The 15,324-nt window shown below is 70.3% G+C and carries 17 protein-coding genes; 11 read left to right on the plus strand and 6 right to left on the minus strand.

Annotated elements, in window-relative coordinates; all coding sequences use genetic code 11:
• The 3 genes from ACPYOG_RS15270 to ACPYOG_RS15280 all read left to right on the plus strand — a co-directional run.
• Positions 1-248 (plus strand): 2-oxo acid dehydrogenase subunit E2 (locus ACPYOG_RS15270; protein ID WP_481295033.1); only part of this gene is annotated, 248 nt, incomplete at its 5' end.
• A gap of 9 nt (positions 249-257) precedes the next feature.
• Complete coding sequence (locus ACPYOG_RS15275; protein ID WP_481295034.1) at positions 258-389, plus strand: hypothetical protein; 132 nt, start codon at positions 258-260, stop codon at positions 387-389.
• Between the two features lie 121 nt (positions 390-510).
• Positions 511-1,419 carry a DMT family transporter gene (locus tag ACPYOG_RS15280; RefSeq protein ID WP_481295035.1) on the plus strand — a complete coding sequence of 303 codons (909 nt, stop codon included), beginning with the start codon at positions 511-513 and terminating at the stop codon, positions 1,417-1,419.
• A 64-nt stretch (positions 1,420-1,483) separates the two neighbouring features.
• Here ACPYOG_RS15280 and ACPYOG_RS15285 read toward each other — a convergent pair whose 3' ends face one another.
• Both ACPYOG_RS15285 and msrB read right to left on the minus strand, forming a co-directional pair.
• Positions 1,484-2,077 (minus strand): nitroreductase family protein, encoded by a 594-nt coding sequence (locus ACPYOG_RS15285; protein WP_481295036.1) that lies wholly within the window; start codon positions 2,075-2,077, stop codon positions 1,484-1,486.
• Complete coding sequence (gene msrB / locus ACPYOG_RS15290) at positions 2,077-2,502, minus strand: peptide-methionine (R)-S-oxide reductase MsrB (RefSeq protein WP_481295037.1); 426 nt, start codon at positions 2,500-2,502, stop codon at positions 2,077-2,079. The genes ACPYOG_RS15285 and msrB overlap by 1 nt, the downstream gene beginning before the upstream one ends.
• 183 nt (positions 2,503-2,685) lie before the next feature.
• Here msrB and ACPYOG_RS15295 point away from each other — a divergent pair, with 183 nt between their 5' ends.
• The 4 genes from ACPYOG_RS15295 (at position 2,686) to groL (ending at position 5,906) form a co-directional block, all read left to right on the plus strand.
• The gene (locus ACPYOG_RS15295; RefSeq protein WP_090040269.1) at positions 2,686-2,997 is read left to right on the plus strand and encodes a DUF3263 domain-containing protein; all 312 of its coding nucleotides are present in this window, start codon (positions 2,686-2,688) and stop codon (positions 2,995-2,997) included.
• Positions 2,998-3,018: 21 nt separating this feature from the next.
• Complete coding sequence (locus tag ACPYOG_RS15300) at positions 3,019-3,579, plus strand: LytR C-terminal domain-containing protein (RefSeq protein WP_481295038.1); 561 nt, start codon at positions 3,019-3,021, stop codon at positions 3,577-3,579.
• Positions 3,580-3,905: 326 nt separating this feature from the next.
• A complete protein-coding gene (locus tag ACPYOG_RS15305) occupies positions 3,906-4,109 on the plus strand; it encodes a cold-shock protein (RefSeq protein ID WP_090040274.1) in 204 nt (67 codons plus the stop codon).
• A 177-nt stretch (positions 4,110-4,286) separates the two neighbouring features.
• Entirely contained in the window at positions 4,287-5,906 is a 1,620-nt protein-coding gene (gene groL / locus ACPYOG_RS15310; protein WP_481295039.1) for a chaperonin GroEL, read from the plus strand.
• A gap of 370 nt (positions 5,907-6,276) precedes the next feature.
• Here the strand turns inward: groL and ACPYOG_RS15315 are convergent, their stop codons facing one another.
• Together ACPYOG_RS15315 and ACPYOG_RS15320 are read right to left on the minus strand one after the other, a co-directional pair.
• Positions 6,277-8,205: a sensor histidine kinase gene (locus ACPYOG_RS15315; RefSeq protein ID WP_481295040.1), complete on the minus strand. Its 1,929-nt coding sequence runs from the start codon at positions 8,203-8,205 to the stop codon at positions 6,277-6,279.
• A 67-nt stretch (positions 8,206-8,272) separates the two neighbouring features.
• On the minus strand, positions 8,273-8,965 hold the full coding sequence (locus tag ACPYOG_RS15320) for a response regulator transcription factor (protein WP_018191755.1): 693 nt from the start codon (positions 8,963-8,965) through the stop codon (positions 8,273-8,275).
• A gap of 103 nt (positions 8,966-9,068) precedes the next feature.
• On the opposite strand from ACPYOG_RS15320, the gene ACPYOG_RS15325 reads away from it, so the two are divergent.
• Genes ACPYOG_RS15325 through ACPYOG_RS15340 form a run of 4 tightly spaced genes read left to right on the plus strand, consistent with a single transcriptional unit; the run spans position 9,069 to position 12,806 of the window.
• Positions 9,069-10,289: an NAD(P)/FAD-dependent oxidoreductase gene (locus tag ACPYOG_RS15325; RefSeq protein WP_481295041.1), complete on the plus strand. Its 1,221-nt coding sequence runs from the start codon at positions 9,069-9,071 to the stop codon at positions 10,287-10,289.
• On the plus strand, positions 10,243-11,199 hold the full coding sequence (gene folP, locus ACPYOG_RS15330; protein WP_481295042.1) for a dihydropteroate synthase: 957 nt from the start codon (positions 10,243-10,245) through the stop codon (positions 11,197-11,199). Before ACPYOG_RS15325 ends, folP begins: the two co-directional genes overlap by 47 nt.
• Positions 11,192-11,944 (plus strand): pyrimidine reductase family protein, encoded by a 753-nt coding sequence (locus ACPYOG_RS15335; protein WP_481295043.1) that lies wholly within the window; start codon positions 11,192-11,194, stop codon positions 11,942-11,944. Before folP ends, ACPYOG_RS15335 begins: the two co-directional genes overlap by 8 nt.
• Positions 11,931-12,806, plus strand: coding sequence for an aminoglycoside phosphotransferase family protein (locus ACPYOG_RS15340; protein ID WP_481295044.1), 876 nt, complete (start codon positions 11,931-11,933; stop codon positions 12,804-12,806). The genes ACPYOG_RS15335 and ACPYOG_RS15340 overlap by 14 nt, the downstream gene beginning before the upstream one ends.
• A 178-nt stretch (positions 12,807-12,984) precedes the next feature.
• Here ACPYOG_RS15340 and ACPYOG_RS15345 read toward each other — a convergent pair whose 3' ends face one another.
• Both ACPYOG_RS15345 and ACPYOG_RS15350 read right to left on the minus strand, forming a co-directional pair.
• The gene (locus tag ACPYOG_RS15345; RefSeq protein WP_481295045.1) at positions 12,985-14,628 is read right to left on the minus strand and encodes a DNA repair helicase XPB; all 1,644 of its coding nucleotides are present in this window, start codon (positions 14,626-14,628) and stop codon (positions 12,985-12,987) included.
• A 493-nt stretch (positions 14,629-15,121) separates the two neighbouring features.
• The coding region (locus ACPYOG_RS15350) for a hypothetical protein (protein ID WP_481295046.1) at positions 15,122-15,324 on the minus strand (203 nt) is incomplete at its 5' end.

Raw genomic sequence — 15,324 nt, forward strand, 5'->3', positions numbered from 1 at the left:
ACGGCAGTGCAGCGATCATCAACCATCCCGAGGTGGCGATCCTGGGTCTCGGCCGGGCCATCGAGCGACCCTGGGTCGTGGACGGCGCGATCGTGCCGCGCCGCATCCTGCAGCTGTCCCTCGTGTTCGATCACCGGGTCACCGACGGCGGCGTCGCGGCGGCCTTTCTGCGGGAGGTCGCGGATGCGGTCGAGTCCCCGCTCGGAGCGCTCGCCGACCTCCCTGGCGGTGTCGCAGGCTCGGCGTAGGGTTGCCGCATGAGCGACAAGAAGAACGACGACGACGACCTCAGCGAGGAGAAAGTCGTCGGCCGGAGGAGAACCTGGACTGGCTCCCGCAGCCGGAACCCACCGACGGGGAAGCGCCGGCGCCATAGCCGGCAGCGCTGAGCGACGGGCGGCGAAAGCCGAGCACACGGGCCCCCACGCCGAGCACCCGGGCCCGAATGCCGAGCAGAGGACGGGAGAAGCGACTCCTCGATCCCTCCCGCTCTGGCTGGCACTGGTCTTCGTGCTCGTCTGCGGTGCGCTCGTCGCCGTCCAGACCCGGATCAACGGAGCGCTCGGCAGCCGTCTCGGCGACGGGTTCACGGCCGCGGCCATCTCGTTCGGTTCTGGCCTCGTCATCCTCGCCGTGATGCTCGCCGTCGCTCCCGCCGGGCGCCGGGGACTCGCGCAGGTCGCCGCCGCGGTGCGCGCCGGCGAACTGCGCTGGTGGTACGTCCTCGGCGGCGTCGCCGGCTCGTTCCTGGTCCTCGCCCAGGGACTGACGGCTGCCACTCTCGGGGTCGCTCTGTTCACCGTCGCGGTCGTCGCCGGCCAGACCGTCAGCGGGCTGGTCCTCGACCGGGTCGGCATCGGCCCGGGCGGTCGCCGGCCCCTGACGGCCGCGCGCCTGGTCGGCGCCCTGCTCGCCCTGGTCGCGGTGACATGGGCGGTGTCGGCGCAGCTCGGCGGAAGCGCCCCGATATGGATGATGGTGCTGCCACTCCTCGCCGGCCTCGGCACGGGCTGGCAGCAGGCCGTGAACGGCCGGGTCCGCGTCGTCGCCGCGAGCGCGATCAGTGCGACCTTCATCAACTTCGCCGCCGGGACGATCGTGCTCGTCGTCCTCATGCTCGCCCACTGGATGCTCGTCGGGCTCCCGAAGCAGCTGCCTCCCGATCCCTGGCTCTACGTCGGCGGCGCGATGGGCTGCGTCTTCATCGGCGTGACCGCGTACCTCGTCCGCATCACGGGCGTGCTGCTCCTGGGTCTCGCCACGGTCGCCGGCCAGCTGCTGGCGGCGCTGCTGCTCGACCTCCTGCTCCCGACCTCCGGCCATGTCCTCGCGTTCTCGACCATCGGGGGAACGCTGCTCGCGATCGTGGCGGTCGCGGTCGCCGGTGTCCGCTGGAGCTTCCGGCGGCACGCGGCCTGAGCGACCGGTGGAGGCCGGCCTGAGCGACCGGTGGAGGCCGGTCTGAGCCGACCAGCTGTGTCGCCTACTCCAGCGTCGTCAGGAACCGTTCGGGGTCGACCGACTTGCGGTGCCCCTCCTTAGTGTCGGCCGGGATGCCGCCCACATACAGCCAGCCGAGCAGCCGCTCGTTCTTGGCCAGGCCGTGCATCGCGTGGACCGCCTTCGACCGGGTGTGGTGACCGGTGCGCCACATCACACCCCAGCCTGCGTCGTGCAGCAGCAGGCTCAGGATATGGGCCACGCCGGACGCGACCGCGTCCTGCTCCCAGCCCGGCACCTTCTCGCTCTTGGTGCGCACCGAGACGATCGCCAGAAGGAGGGAGGAGCGGAGCGGCTTCGCCGCGAGCTTCTCGGCTTCGGAACCGCTGGCTTTCGCATCCTTCACGAAGGCCCGGCCGAGCCGCTCCCGGGCGTCGCCGCGGAGCTCGATGATGCGCCACGGGTGCAGGGCGCTGTGATCGGCCACCCGGCCGGCCGCCGCGACCAGCGGGAGGAGCTGCTCATGCGTCGGCGCCTCGGTGGTCACACGCGAGTACGACCGCCGCGAGGCGACCCGGTTCGCGAGATCGGTCGCGCCGTCGCTCGCCGCGCCGTCGCTCGCCGCATCCCGGCCCATCAGGCCTCCGGCGTGAAGTTCAGCGAGAGCGAGTTCATGCAATAGCGGTCACCGGTCGGCGTGCCGAAGCCGTCCGGGAACACGTGCCCGAGGTGCGAGCCGCAGGCCGCGCAGCGCACCTCCGTGCGGACCATCCCGAGGGTGTCGTCCTCGAGAAGCTGAACGGCCTCCGGGCGCACCGACTCGTAGAAGCTCGGCCAGCCGCATCCCGAGTCGAACTTCGTGCCGGACTTGAACAGCTCCGCACCGCACGCGGCGCAGGTATAGAGGCCGGCGCGGCCCTCGTCGAGCAGTTCGCCGGTCCAGGGGCGCTCCGTGGCCGCCTCGCGGAGCACGGCGTACTGCTCCGGGTTGAGCTCCCGGCGCCACTCGTCCTCGCTCTTGGCCACGGTGTAACCGTCGGGGGACGTCTCGTTCTGTGCCATACCTCTGCCTTTCCTCGTCTCCAGACTAAACGGGGGCATGCGGGCCGATGTTCCCGGTTCTCTCGGGCGACGTGCCGCGACGAAAGGGGGAACACACAGGACCCGCACCCTAGGATGATCGGCGAGCGCGGGGCGCGACCGGCACCTCCGGCCACCGCCCGGCGTCCGCGACGAGGGAAGGCGGTGCTCGTGACCCGGTCAGCCGACGAACGACCCGCTGCCTACCAGGAGCCCTCGGAAACGGACCAGCTGAGCGATCGGGATGCCGCGATCCTCGCGTTCGAACGCCAGTGGTGGCGTCACGCTGGAGCCAAAGAGCAGGCCATCCGCGAGGAGTTCGGTCTGTCGGCGGCCCGGTACTACCAGGTGCTCGGAGCCCTCATCGACCGCCCGGAGGCTCTCCGCCACGACCCCATGCTCGTCAAGAGGCTGCTGCGGCTGCGCGAGGCGAGACTGGCCGCACGACACGCACGGACCCTCCCGTCCGGCGACTGACCCCAAGGACCGCATCCCCCGATGGCAGAGAAGTTCCCCCGCGACCGTTTCGACGAGATCCCGGACGACCTGCAGCGCGTCGGCGCTCACCGGGCTCCGCGGCCGCGCGGACGCGGCTGGATCGCCGTGGGCTGGGCCGCCCTGGTGACGGTGATCCTCGTCGGCGCCGGCATCTTCGGTCTCTCCCTGGTCAACGGCACCATCGACTTCCACGGCTCGTCCCCTTTCGCCAGCCGGTCGCAGTCGCACACGCCCACCCCGACGCCGACACCCACGCCGACGATCGTCCCGACGGTGGACCCGTCCCTCAACGTGAACGTGCTCAACGGCACGACGACGACGGGACTCGCCAAGACCGTGGCCGACAAGCTCACCGCCGCGGGATGGAAGGTCGGCTCGTACGCGAACGCCGACAACAGTGCCATCGCGGCGACGGTCGTGTACTTCGGGAAGCCGGCCACCCAGGCCGCCGCCCTCGGCGTCGCCCAGTCCCTCCCCGGGGCGACCATCCAGCAGAGCACGGCGTACGACGACACGGGCGCCGACATCACCGTCGTCATCGGGGCCAACTTCACCGGCTGACGCCCGCGACATTCGTGACGAATGTGCACTCCGGCTCGGGTGGGGGCGACATTCGTGACGAATGTGCACTCCGGCCGTGCTGGGGGCGACATTCGTGACGAATGTGCACTCCGGCCGTGCTGGGGGCGACATTCGTGACGAATCGGGTGGCCGGACGGGGCGCGTTCGCGCCCGCGCATCCCCTTTGTTTCGTGCGTGTTTAACTTTCGACTCTTTTGGGAATCGATTCGCGAAAACACTGGTGACCCAGCGGATTACACGCATTAGGATCGGGATTCAACGTGCGACGCCGGATCGCGCGAGCGACACAGCAATGGGAGTAATGCATGGCGACTGGGACCGTGAAGTGGTTCAACGCTGAGAAGGGCTACGGCTTCATCACCGTCGAAGATGGGGGACAGGACGTTTTCGTTCATTACTCCGCGATCGACATGGCGGGATACAAGGTTCTCGAAGAGGGCCAGCAGGTCGTGTTCGAGGTCGGCTCCGGGCAAAAGGGCCCGCAGGCCGAATCGGTGCGGCTGGCCTGAGCAGCAGCGACATCCGAATGGCGAAGCGCCGTCCCGAAAGGGGCGGCGCTTCTGCGTTGCCGGTCGGCTCGTCTTGCACTCGACCGGGTCGAGTGCCAGAATCGCTTTAGCACTCCATCTGATCGAGTGCTAATCACACGGAATCTTTCGCAGACGTCCGGGAGGGACGAGAAACACATGGCAAAGATCATTGCTTTCAACGAGGACGCGCGCCGCGGCCTCGAGCGCGGCCTGAACACCCTGGCCGACACGGTCAAGGTGACGCTGGGCCCGCGCGGCCGCAACGTCGTCCTCGAGAAGAAGTGGGGCGCCCCGACCATCACGAACGACGGCGTCTCCATCGCGAAGGAGATCGAGCTCGACGACCCGTACGAGAAGATCGGCGCGGAGCTCGTCAAGGAGGTCGCGAAGAAGACCGACGACGTCGCCGGCGACGGCACCACCACGGCGACCGTCCTCGCCCAGGCCCTGGTCAAGGAGGGCCTGCGGAACGTCGCCGCCGGCGCCGACCCGATCACCCTGAAGCGCGGCATCGAGAAGGCCGTCGCGGCGGTCACCGAGGAGCTCATCGCCTCCGCCAAGGAGGTCGAGACCAAGGAGGAGATCGCGGCCACCGCCTCCATCTCCGCCGGCGACACCACCATCGGCGAGATCATCGCCGAGGCGATCGACAAGGTCGGCAAGGAGGGCGTCGTCACCGTCGAGGAGTCCAACACCTTCGGCACCGAGCTGGAGCTCACCGAGGGCATGCGCTTCGACAAGGGCTTCCTGTCGCAGTACTTCGTGACCGACCAGGACCGCCAGGAGGCGGTGTTCGAGGACCCGTACATCCTCATCGCCAACCAGAAGATCTCCAACATCAAGGACCTTCTGCCGATCGTCGACAAGGTGATCCAGGCGGGCAAGCAGCTCCTCATCATCGCTGAGGACGTCGACGGCGAGGCTCTGGCGACCCTGATCGTCAACAAGATCCGCGGCATCTTCAAGTCCGTCGCCGTCAAGGCTCCGGGCTTCGGCGACCGCCGCAAGGCCATGCTGCAGGACATCGCGATCCTCACCGGCGGCCAGGTCATCTCCGAGGAGGTCGGCCTCAAGCTCGAGAACGTCACCCTCGACCTGCTCGGTCAGGCCCGCAAGGTCGTCATCACCAAGGACGAGACCACGATCGTCGAGGGCGCGGGTGACCCCGAGGCCATCGCCGGTCGCGTGCAGCAGATCCGCAACGAGATCGAGTCGACCGACTCGGACTACGACCGCGAGAAGCTGCAGGAGCGCCTCGCCAAGCTCGCCGGCGGCGTCGCCGTCATCAAGGCGGGTGCGGCCACCGAGGTGGAGCTCAAGGAGCGCAAGCACCGCATCGAGGACGCCGTCCGCAACGCGAAGGCCGCCGTCGAGGAGGGCATCGTCGCCGGTGGTGGCGTGGCCCTCATCCAGGCCGGCAAGGTCGCCTTCGCGAAGCTGCAGCTGACCGGTGACGAGGCCACGGGCGCGAACATCGTCAAGGTCGCCATCGAGGCTCCGCTGAAGCAGATCGCGATCAACGCGGGCCTCGAGGCCGGCGTCGTCGTCGAGAAGGTCCGCAACCTCCCGGTCGGCCACGGCCTCAACGCCGCGACCGGCGAGTACGTCGACATGCTCGCCTCGGGCATCAACGACCCGGTGAAGGTCACCCGCTCCGCGCTGCAGAACGCTGCGTCGATCGCCGGGCTGTTCCTCACCACCGAGGCCGTCGTCGCCGACAAGCCGGAGCGGAACCCCGCTCCGGTCGGCGACCCGAGCGGCGGCATGGACTTCTGAGTCCAGACCACCACTGAAGAGGGCGTCTCCTTCGGGAGGCGCCCTTTTCGCGTCCGCCCCGCCTGCTGCCGCCGCACGACAGCGCACGCGCCGGGCGAGAACTCACCCTCATCGAGTGGTCCCAACACACCGCGTGGGCCCGTGGCGTAACGGCGTGTTGGGACCACCCGATGTGCGGGAAGCGCGGCGCGGCGCAGCGGCTCAGCGAGAGTTGGATGCGCCTCCAGGTACGCGAAGACCTCCGGCGCGATGGGGAACGCGCGGGTTGCTTGGTGGCCACGGCGACGACGCAGCGCGCGTTCGGGTCGGTGGTACACCGTCCATGGATGGTCTCACGAGGACGCCGAGGCTGCGGAGGAGGACGGTCGCGCTAGGCCGTCAGCGGCTTGGGAGCGGCAGCCGACCCGGCGAGGGGGAGGGACACCCGGAACGTCGCTCCGCCGCCCGGCGTGTCCACGACCTCGACGGTGCCGCGGTGGGCCGTGACGATGGACGACACGATCGCAAGTCCCAGGCCGCTGCCGCCGGTCTCCCGGGCGCGGGAGGTGTCGGCGCGCCAGAAGCGCTGGAAGATCTTCTCGCGGATCTGCGGCGGGATGCCCTCGCCGTGGTCCCGCACCTCGAGCAGTGCCCGCTCGGTGCGGTGGTCGATCTGCACGGCGATCTCGATGGGGCTGCCTTCGGGCGTGTAGCGGAGGGCGTTGCCCATCAGGTTCGTGACGACCTGGCGGAGCTTGTTCTCCTCGGCCATGACGATCGCCGGCTCGGCGGGCGAGGGACGGCCGAGGACCACCTGCTCGGCCGTCGTGATCGTCAAGGTCTCCGTGTTCGGTCGCCGGCCCCGGCTTCCCCGGCGAAGGCGCGCCAGCGCGGAGCCCGCGAACGCGATCGGACCCGTCGCGTTCGACGGCCGGCCGGCGGAACCCGCGTCGTCCGGCACCTGCATCGGGACGGTGTCCAACCCGGGTTCGGAGACGTCGTCCGCGCCAGAGAGGATCGGCGTGGACCCGACGGTCTTCGCGGCGACCGCCTTCGACGCAGCCGCCTTCGACGCAGCCGCCTTCGACGCAGCCGCCTTCGACACAGCCGCCTTCGACGTGCCCGACCTCGCCGCGACCGGCTTGGACACGGTCGTCCGGGAGGCCACGCGCTGGGCCGCCATCGACTGCGCAGACGTCGCCATGGGCGGAGCCGGCTCGGCCGCCACCGGCTCGGGCGTCAGCACAGTGACCACGCGGCCCGGGGAACCGGCCATCGCATCCATCGCCGCGTCCTGTGCGATCTTCACCAGATCCACCCGGCTGACCTCGAGGGGCTTGGTCTCATCCAGGCGGGCAAGCTCCAGCAGATCCTCGACGAGGATGCCCATGCGGATGGCCTCCTTCTCGATACGGTCCATCGCCTGGGCCACATCCTCGGGGGTCTGCAGGGCGCCCATCCGGTACAGCTCCGCGTAGCCGCGCAGCGAGACCAGCGGTGTGCGCAGCTCGTGGGAGGCGTCGCCGACGAACCGGCGCATCTGGTCGATGGTGCGAGCGCGGTCGCTGAACGCACGGTCGATGCGGTTCAGCATCGTGTTGAGGGAGCGGTTGAGCCGCCCGACCTCGGTGTTCGGGGTGGCGCCCCCGAGGCGCTGGCTGAAGTCGCCGTCGGCGATCGCGGCGGCCGTCTGCTCCACCTCGCGCAGCGGCGCGAACGTCGTCGTGACGAGCATCCGGGTGAGGCCGGCCCCGACGACGATCACGATCACGCCGAAGAGGAGGAAGATCGCGAGGAAGCTCGCCATCACCGTGTCGATCTGCGAGGTCGACGTCGCGACGATCGCTGTGCCGAGCTCGCCGTCCGGGCCGGCGAAGGTCACCGTCTGGGTGAGCGCGCGGTAGGTGGTGCGACCGTCGTTGCTCGGGAGCGTGTAGCCGCCGGCCGGCATCGCCTTGCCCTCCGGCACGGTCAGCGAGCGCGGGATGGCCGGACGGTGCGAATACGGGATGTTGGTCCAGTTGTAACGCACCAGCGTGCCGTTGGAGTCGTACAGCGCCGCGAAGTAGTCCGAGGGGCTCGCGTCGGTGGCGATCTTGTCGTTGTCCGACCCGCCGCCGTAGAGGTAGGTGTTCAGGTACGACGCGCCCGAGGCCGCGGCGAGCTGCGCATCCAACTGGTCCAGCAGCACCGGCTTCAGCATCGACATCGTGCCGATGCCGGTGACGAGCAGCCCGAGGGTCAGCATGAGCACGGTCACGCCCGTGATCTTCGTTCGCAGGGAGATCGCGTTCCAGCGGTCGAGCAGGCGTGAGTGCATCAGGCCGTCAGTCTATGCAGGGGATGCTGTGCCGGGCATGTGTAAGCCGTGCGCCGGGCGGCGCACCTCAGGCCTTCGCGGCCTTGAGCATGTAGCCGAAGCCGCGCTTGGTCTGGATGAGCGGCTCGCTGGAGTGCGCATCCACCTTGCGCCGCAGGTACGAGATGTACGACTCGACGATGCCCGCGTCGCCGTTGAAGTCGTACTCCCAGACGTGGTCGAGGATCTGCGCCTTCGACAGCACCCGGTTCGGGTTGAGCATGAGGTAGCGCAGGAGCTTGAACTCGGTCGGCGAGAGCTCGATCGGGGTGTCTCCGACGAAGACCTCGTGGGTGTCCTGGTCCATGGTCAGCTCGCCGGCGCGGATGACCGCGTCCTCGTCGGCCTGCATCGTGCGGCGCAGGATGGCCTTGATGCGTGCGACGATCTCGTCGAGGCTGAACGGCTTGGTCACGTAGTCGTCGCCGCCGACCGTCAGGCCGGTGATCTTGTCCTCGGTGTCATCCTTCGCCGTGAGGAACAGGATGGGCGCGGTGTACCCGGCGCCGCGGAGGCGCTTGGTGACACCGAAGCCGTTCATGTCCGGCAGCATGACGTCGAGGATGATCAGGTCGGGCTCCTCTTCGAGGACCGCGGAGATGGCCTGTGCTCCGTTGCCGACCGCGCGCACGGCGAAGCCGGCGAAACGGAGGCTGGTGGTGAGCAGGTCGCGGATGTTCGGCTCGTCGTCGACGATGAGAATGCGAGGTCCGGCGTTCATGGAGACAGTATCTGCGCGTGGGCTGAGTCTTCTCTGTGAGCCGTCGGTGCGCCGTAGGTGGGCGGTGGTGGCGTCCGCCGTGTGAAGAGTGGATGCTGATGTCATGTCGAAACCCACCGTCCTCATCGCCGGCGCCGGGCTCGCCGGAGCGACCGTCGCCACGGAACTGCGCGAACGCGGCTTCGATGGCCGCATCCTGCTGCTCGGAGCCGAGGAGCACGCTCCGTACATCCGGCCGCCGCTCTCGAAGGAGTACCTGAAGGGCGACGCCCCGATCGAGGAGGGGGACGTGCATCCCGCCGACTGGTACGCGGACAACGCGGTCGAGTTCCTTCCGGGGGTGGAGGCGGGATCGTTCGACCCGGCCGCCCACGAGCTGTTCGTCTCGGACGGCGGACGCATCACCTACGACAGCCTGGTGCTCGCGACCGGCGCGAGCGCGCGTCCCCTCGGCGTGCCCGGCAGCGGCCACGGCGCGGTGTTCCCCCTGCGAACACGGGAGGACTCGAGCCGGCTCCGGGCGGCGCTCGAGGTCGGCGGACGGCGGGTCGTGCTGGCCGGCTCCGGCTGGATCGGCCTGGAGGTTGCGGCCGCCGCCCGCGGGTACGGCAACGAGGTCACGGTCATCGGGCACTCGGCCGTTCCGCTCAGCGGGGCGATCGGACGCGAGCTCGGCGGAGTGTTCGAGCGGCTGCACCGGGAGAACGAGGTCGTGTTCCACAACGGAGCGGAGGTGGTCGCGGTCGACGGCGGGGCGGAGCAGGCGGTCGTCCTCGGGTCGGGGGAGCGGATCCCGGCGGATGTCGTGGTCGCCGGCGTCGGGGCTGTGCCGAACACGCGGGTCGCCGAGCGCTCGGGCGTCCGGCTCGGGAACGGCGTCCTTACTGACAAGGGGATGCGCACGAGCATCGAAGACGTCTATGCCGTCGGCGACCTGGCGGACGCGTTCCTGCCCGCCATCGGCCGGCACCTCCGCAGCGAGCACTGGGCGAACGCGATCGCGAGCGGGAAGGTCGCCGCCCATGCCATCCTGGGCGACCGGGCGTCGTACGACGACATCCCGTACTTCTACTCGGACCAATACGATCTCGGCATGGAGTATTCGGGCTATGCGCCGCTCGCCGCCGGTGCACAGGTGGTGTACCGGGGCGATGTCGAGTCGCGTGAGTTCATCGCGTTCTGGGTGCGGAACGACCGTGTCGTCGCCGGCATGAACGTCAACGTGTGGGATGTGCAGGACGACATCCAGCGACTGATCCGGTCCGGCGAGCGGCTGGATGCGGACCGGCTCGCCGACGAGAGCGTCGACCTTGCCGCTCTCTGACGCGCGCGCCACGCCGTACCTGCCCCCGCTGCGCGTCCCCGTGCGGCGGATCGGAGCCCGCACCTTCGACTTCTCGCGCCAGGTGGCGGTGATGGCCGTGGTGAACCGCACCCCCGACTCCTTCTTCGACCAGGGCCGCACCTACGCGTTCGACCGCGCCGTGGACGCCTGCTTCGAGGCCGTCGCGCTCGGGGCGGACTGGGTGGACATCGGCGGAGCGCCGTTCGCGCCGGGCGAGCCGGTGCCCGTGGAGGAGGAGCTGGAGCGCGTCGTGCCGGTCGTGGAGGCGCTGCGCGCCGGCTCCGACGTGGTGATCTCGGTGGATACGTTCCACTCCGCCGTCGCACAACACGCCATCGCGGCCGGAGCGACGGTCATCAACGACACGACCGGGCTCTGGGATCCGGAGCTCGCACCGGTCGTCGCCGACAGCGAGGCGACGCTCGTCATCACGCACAGCCTGGCCGAGCCGCGCCGCCCGTTCCCGCGGCCGCACTACGACGACGTCGTGGCCGATGTCGCAGCGTTCCTCCTCGACCGCGTGGAACGCGCGACCGCGGCGGGCGTGCCGGAGGAGCGCATCATCCTCGATCCCGGCCACGACCTCAACAAGAACACGCTGCACTCGCTGGAGCTCACGCGGCGGCTCGGCGAGATCGCCGACCTGGGGTTCCCGACGCTCGCCGCCGTCTCGAACAAGGACTTCATCGGCGAGACCCTCGACGCTCCGCGCACAGAGCGGCTGGAGGGTTCGCTCGCGGCCGCCGTCATCAGCATCGTCAACGGCGCCAGGATCGTGCGGATGCACGACGTGCGCGCCTCGGTCGCCGCCGTGCGCATGACGGAGGCGATCCTGGGACTGCGCGAGCCCGCCTACCTGAAGCACAACCTGGGAGACGTGAATGACTGAGCCGGCCATCCACCGCTTGTCGCCGCTGCCCTCGCAGACCGGGCTCAGCGACGACGACATCACCGCGCTCTACACCGAGGGTGCGGGCGAACCGTGGCTGCGCGTCAACTTCGTCAGCAGCGTGGATGGGGCGGCCACCCACCAGGGTCTGTCCGGAGGCCTCTCGAACGACGCGGACAGCCGCGTCTTCGCCCTGCTGCGGCGGCTCTGCGACGTCGTCCTGGTGGGGGCGGGAACCGTGCGGGCCGAAGGCTACGGGCCGATGCGCGTGGACCCGGTGTCGGAGCGCGCTCGCAGCGGGGCGGGGATGACGCCGAACCCGGTGTTCGCGATCGTGTCCGCTGCGCTCGATCTCGACCCGCGCAGCGGCATCTTCCAGGATGCGCCGGAGCGCCCGATCGTGCTGACCACCGAGCTGTCCCGGCCGGAGATGCGGGAGGCGCTCGCCGATGTCGCCGACGTGGTCGTGTGCGGGCGGGACCGGGTGCAGGCCGACCGCGGGCTGGCGGTGCTTCACGAGCGGGGGCTCACGCGCATCCACTGCGAAGGCGGCCCGCACCTGTTCGCCGACCTGATCGCGGCACGTGTCGTCGACGAGCTGTGCCTGACGATCAGTCCCCAGCTGGAGGGCGGCACGGCGTCGCGCATCGCGATCGGCGCCGCACCCATCGTGCCGCTCGGGATGCGCCTGGCGCACACGCTGACGGGAGACGACACCCTGCTGCTGCGGTATGTCCGGAACTGACGCAGAGCTCCGGCCCCACATCGACGCCGCGCTGGTCCGCCGGCTCGTCGGCGCGCAGTTCCCGCAGTGGCGCGGGCTGCCCATCCACGCGGTGCCGCACGACGGATGGGACAACCGGACCTTCCGGCTCGGGGACGAGTTGAGCGTCCGGTTGCCGAGCGCCGGGGGATACCGCGAACAGGTCGCCAAGGAGCAGCTCTGGCTGCCGCGACTCGCGCCGCTGCTGCCGCTGCCCATCCCGCAGCCGGTTGCCGAGGGGGCGCCGGTGGACGAGTACCCGCTGCCGTGGTCGGTCTACCGGTGGCTGCCGGGCACCCCGGCGGTGCTGCGCAGCGACGTGTCCGGGGATGTGGCGCTCGCCGAGGCGATCGGGCGCTTCCTCGTGGCATTGCGTTCCGCGCCGGTCGACGGTGCGCCGGGACCCGGCACGCACAACTTCTTCCGCGGCGCGCCGCCCGAGGTGTACGGGGAGGAGGCGCTCGCGGCGTTCCCCGTGCTGGGCGCCGACGCCGACCGGGCGCGTGCGCTCTGGACGGAGGCGACCGCCTCCCGGTGGGAGGGCCCGCCGGTCTGGTTCCACGGCGACGTCGCGCCCGGCAACCTGCTGGTCGATGCGTCCGGCGCGCTGTCCGCTGTGATCGACTTCGGCACGTCCGGCGTCGGCGACCCGGCGTGCGACCTGGTCCCGGCGTGGACGATGTTCGAGGGAGCGGCCCGCGACGCCTTCGTGGAGGTCGTCGGCCTGGATGCTGCGACCTGGTCGCGTGCCTGCGGCTGGGCGCTGTGGAAGGCCGCGATCGTCGTGCGTGACCGCCCCGCCGATGCGGAGGCGCGCGCGACGCTCGCCCGCATCCTCGGCTGACTCAGCGGGCGATGCCCGTGCGCGCTGCCGCTGCCGCTGCCCGCGCTGCCCGCGCGCTGCCGCTGCCGCTGCCCGCACTGCCCGCGCGCGCTGCCGCTGCCCGCTGCCCGCGCTCAGCCGCAGTATTCGGACGGCGGGTAGTCGCTGTCGCCGGCGGCGACGCTGATTGCGGCCGGCGTCACGCCGCCTGCAGCGCGTGCGCGTCCAGGATCGTGTACGAGTAGCCCTGCTCGGCCAGGAAGCGCTGGCGGTTCTGCGCGAAATCCTGGTCCACGGTGTCCCGGGCGACGAGCGTGTAGAAGTTGGCCGAGAGTCCCGACTCCTTGGGCCGCAGCAGGCGTCCGAGACGCTGGGCCTCCTCCTGGCGGCTGCCGTACGAGCCGGACACCTGGATGGCGACCGTCGCCTCGGGCAGGTCGACCGAGAAGTTCGCGACCTTGCTGACGACGAGCAGCTTGGTGCGCCCGTCGCGGAACTCCTGGTAGAGCCGTTCACGCTCATCCACGGGGGTCGCGCCGGTCAGCCGGGGCGCATCCAGAGCGTCGGCGAGCTCGTCGATCTGGTCGAGGTACTGGCCGATCACGAGGATGCGCTCGCCCTCGTGCCGCTCGACCAGCTGGCGGACGATGTCGAGTTTCGCCGGGGCGGTGGCCGCCAGACGGTACCGCTCGTCGTCGGGCGCTGCGGCGTAGCTGAGTCGCTCCGACGGCGGGAGGTCGATCCGCACCTCGTAGCAGGCGGCGGGGGAGATGAACCCCTGGGCCTCGATCTCCTTCCACGGAGCGTCGAAGCGCTTGGGCCCGATCAGGCTGAACACGTCGCCCTCGCGGCCGTCTTCCCGCACCAGCGTCGCCGTCAGGCCGAGACGGCGGCGGGCCTGCAGCTCGGCGGTCAGCTTGAAGACGGGCGCGGGAAGCAGGTGCACCTCGTCGTAGACCACGAGTCCCCAGTCGAGCGCATCGAGGAGCGCCAGGTGCGCGTACTCGCCCTTCCGCTTCGCGGTGAGGATCTGGTAGGTCGCGATCGTGACCGGCTTGACCTCTTTGACTTGGCCGGAGTACTCGCCGATCTCCTCCGCGGTCAGCGTGGTGCGGCGCAGCAGTTCGTCCCGCCACTGCCGGGCGGACACGGTGTTCGTGACCAGGATGAGCGTGGTCGTCTTCGCGGTCGCCATCGCGCCCGCGCCGACGAGCGTCTTCCCGGCGCCGCAGGGCAGCACGACGACGCCGGAGCCCCCGTCGAAGAAGTTCGTGACCGCCTTGCGCTGGTAGTCGCGCAGCGCCCAGCCGTCCTCCTTCAGCCCGATCTCGTGCGGGGTTCCGGGCGTGTAGCCGGCCAGGTCCTCCGCCGGCCAGCCGAGCTTCACCAGCTCCTGCTTGAGCTGACCGCGAGCCCACGCCTCGACGACGAACGTCTCGTCGTCGCGCCGCTGCAGCAGCAGGGGCGAGATGCGCTTGGCGCTGGCGACCTCGGTGAGGACGGCCAGGTCCGGGGACCGCAGCAGCAGCGTTCCCTCGTCGTCGCGCTCGATGACCAGCCTCCCGTAGCGCGCCACGGTCTCGGTGACATCCACCGTAACGGTCTGCGGGATCGGGAACTTCGAGTACCGCTCCAGGGTGCCCAGCATGTCCTCGGCCGTATGTCCGGCGGCCCGCGCATTCCACAGGCCGAGCCGGGTGATCCGGTACGTGTGGATGTGCTCAGGTGCCCGCTCCAGCTCGGCGAACACCGCGAGGTCGTGGCGGGCGTCCGAGGCGTCCGCGTGCGCGACCTCGAGGAGCACGGTGCGGTCGCTCTGGACGATCAGGGGGCCATCGGACATAGCTCACCAGCCTACGCCCTGCCCACGCCCGCCCTTCGCCGAGGCACCTCCCGCCGAAGCCGCGCCCCGGTGCGCCCAACCCGCCGAGGCCCATTCCGCCGAAGCCCATTCCGCCGAAGCCCATTCCGCCGAAGCCCCTCTCGCCGAGGCCAATTCCGCCGAAGTGCTCGAAGTTGCACCCGACACGCCGTGCGCGCCTGCAACTACGAGCACTTCGCGGAGGCGCAGCCCCGCTCCCGTCCGGCCATCCGGGTCCTCCCTGTCCCCGATCCGCGGAAGCCGATGCCGCCGAGGCCCGTTCCGCCGAGGCGCTCGAAGTTGCACTCGACACGCCGTGCGCGCCTGCAACTACGAGCACTTCGCGGAGGCGCAGCCCCGCTCCCGGCCGGCCATCCCGCTTCTCCCTGTCCCCGATTCGCGGAGGCCGATTCCGCCGAGGCCAATTCCGCCGAGGTGCTCGAAGTTGCACTCGACACGCCATGCGGGCCTGCAACTACGAGCACTTCGCGGAGGCGCAGCCCCGCTCCCGGCAGGCCATCCCGCTTCTCCCTGTCCCCGATTCGCCGAGGCCGATTCCGCCGAGGTGCTCGAAGTTGCACCCGACACGCCGTGCGCGCCTGCAACGTCGAGCACTTCGGCGGGAGGGCGCAGCCCGGAACCTGTCTCTTATACACATCTGACGCTGCCGACGACGGA

The organism is Leifsonia sp. HAY1-4F (assembly GCF_056755275.1).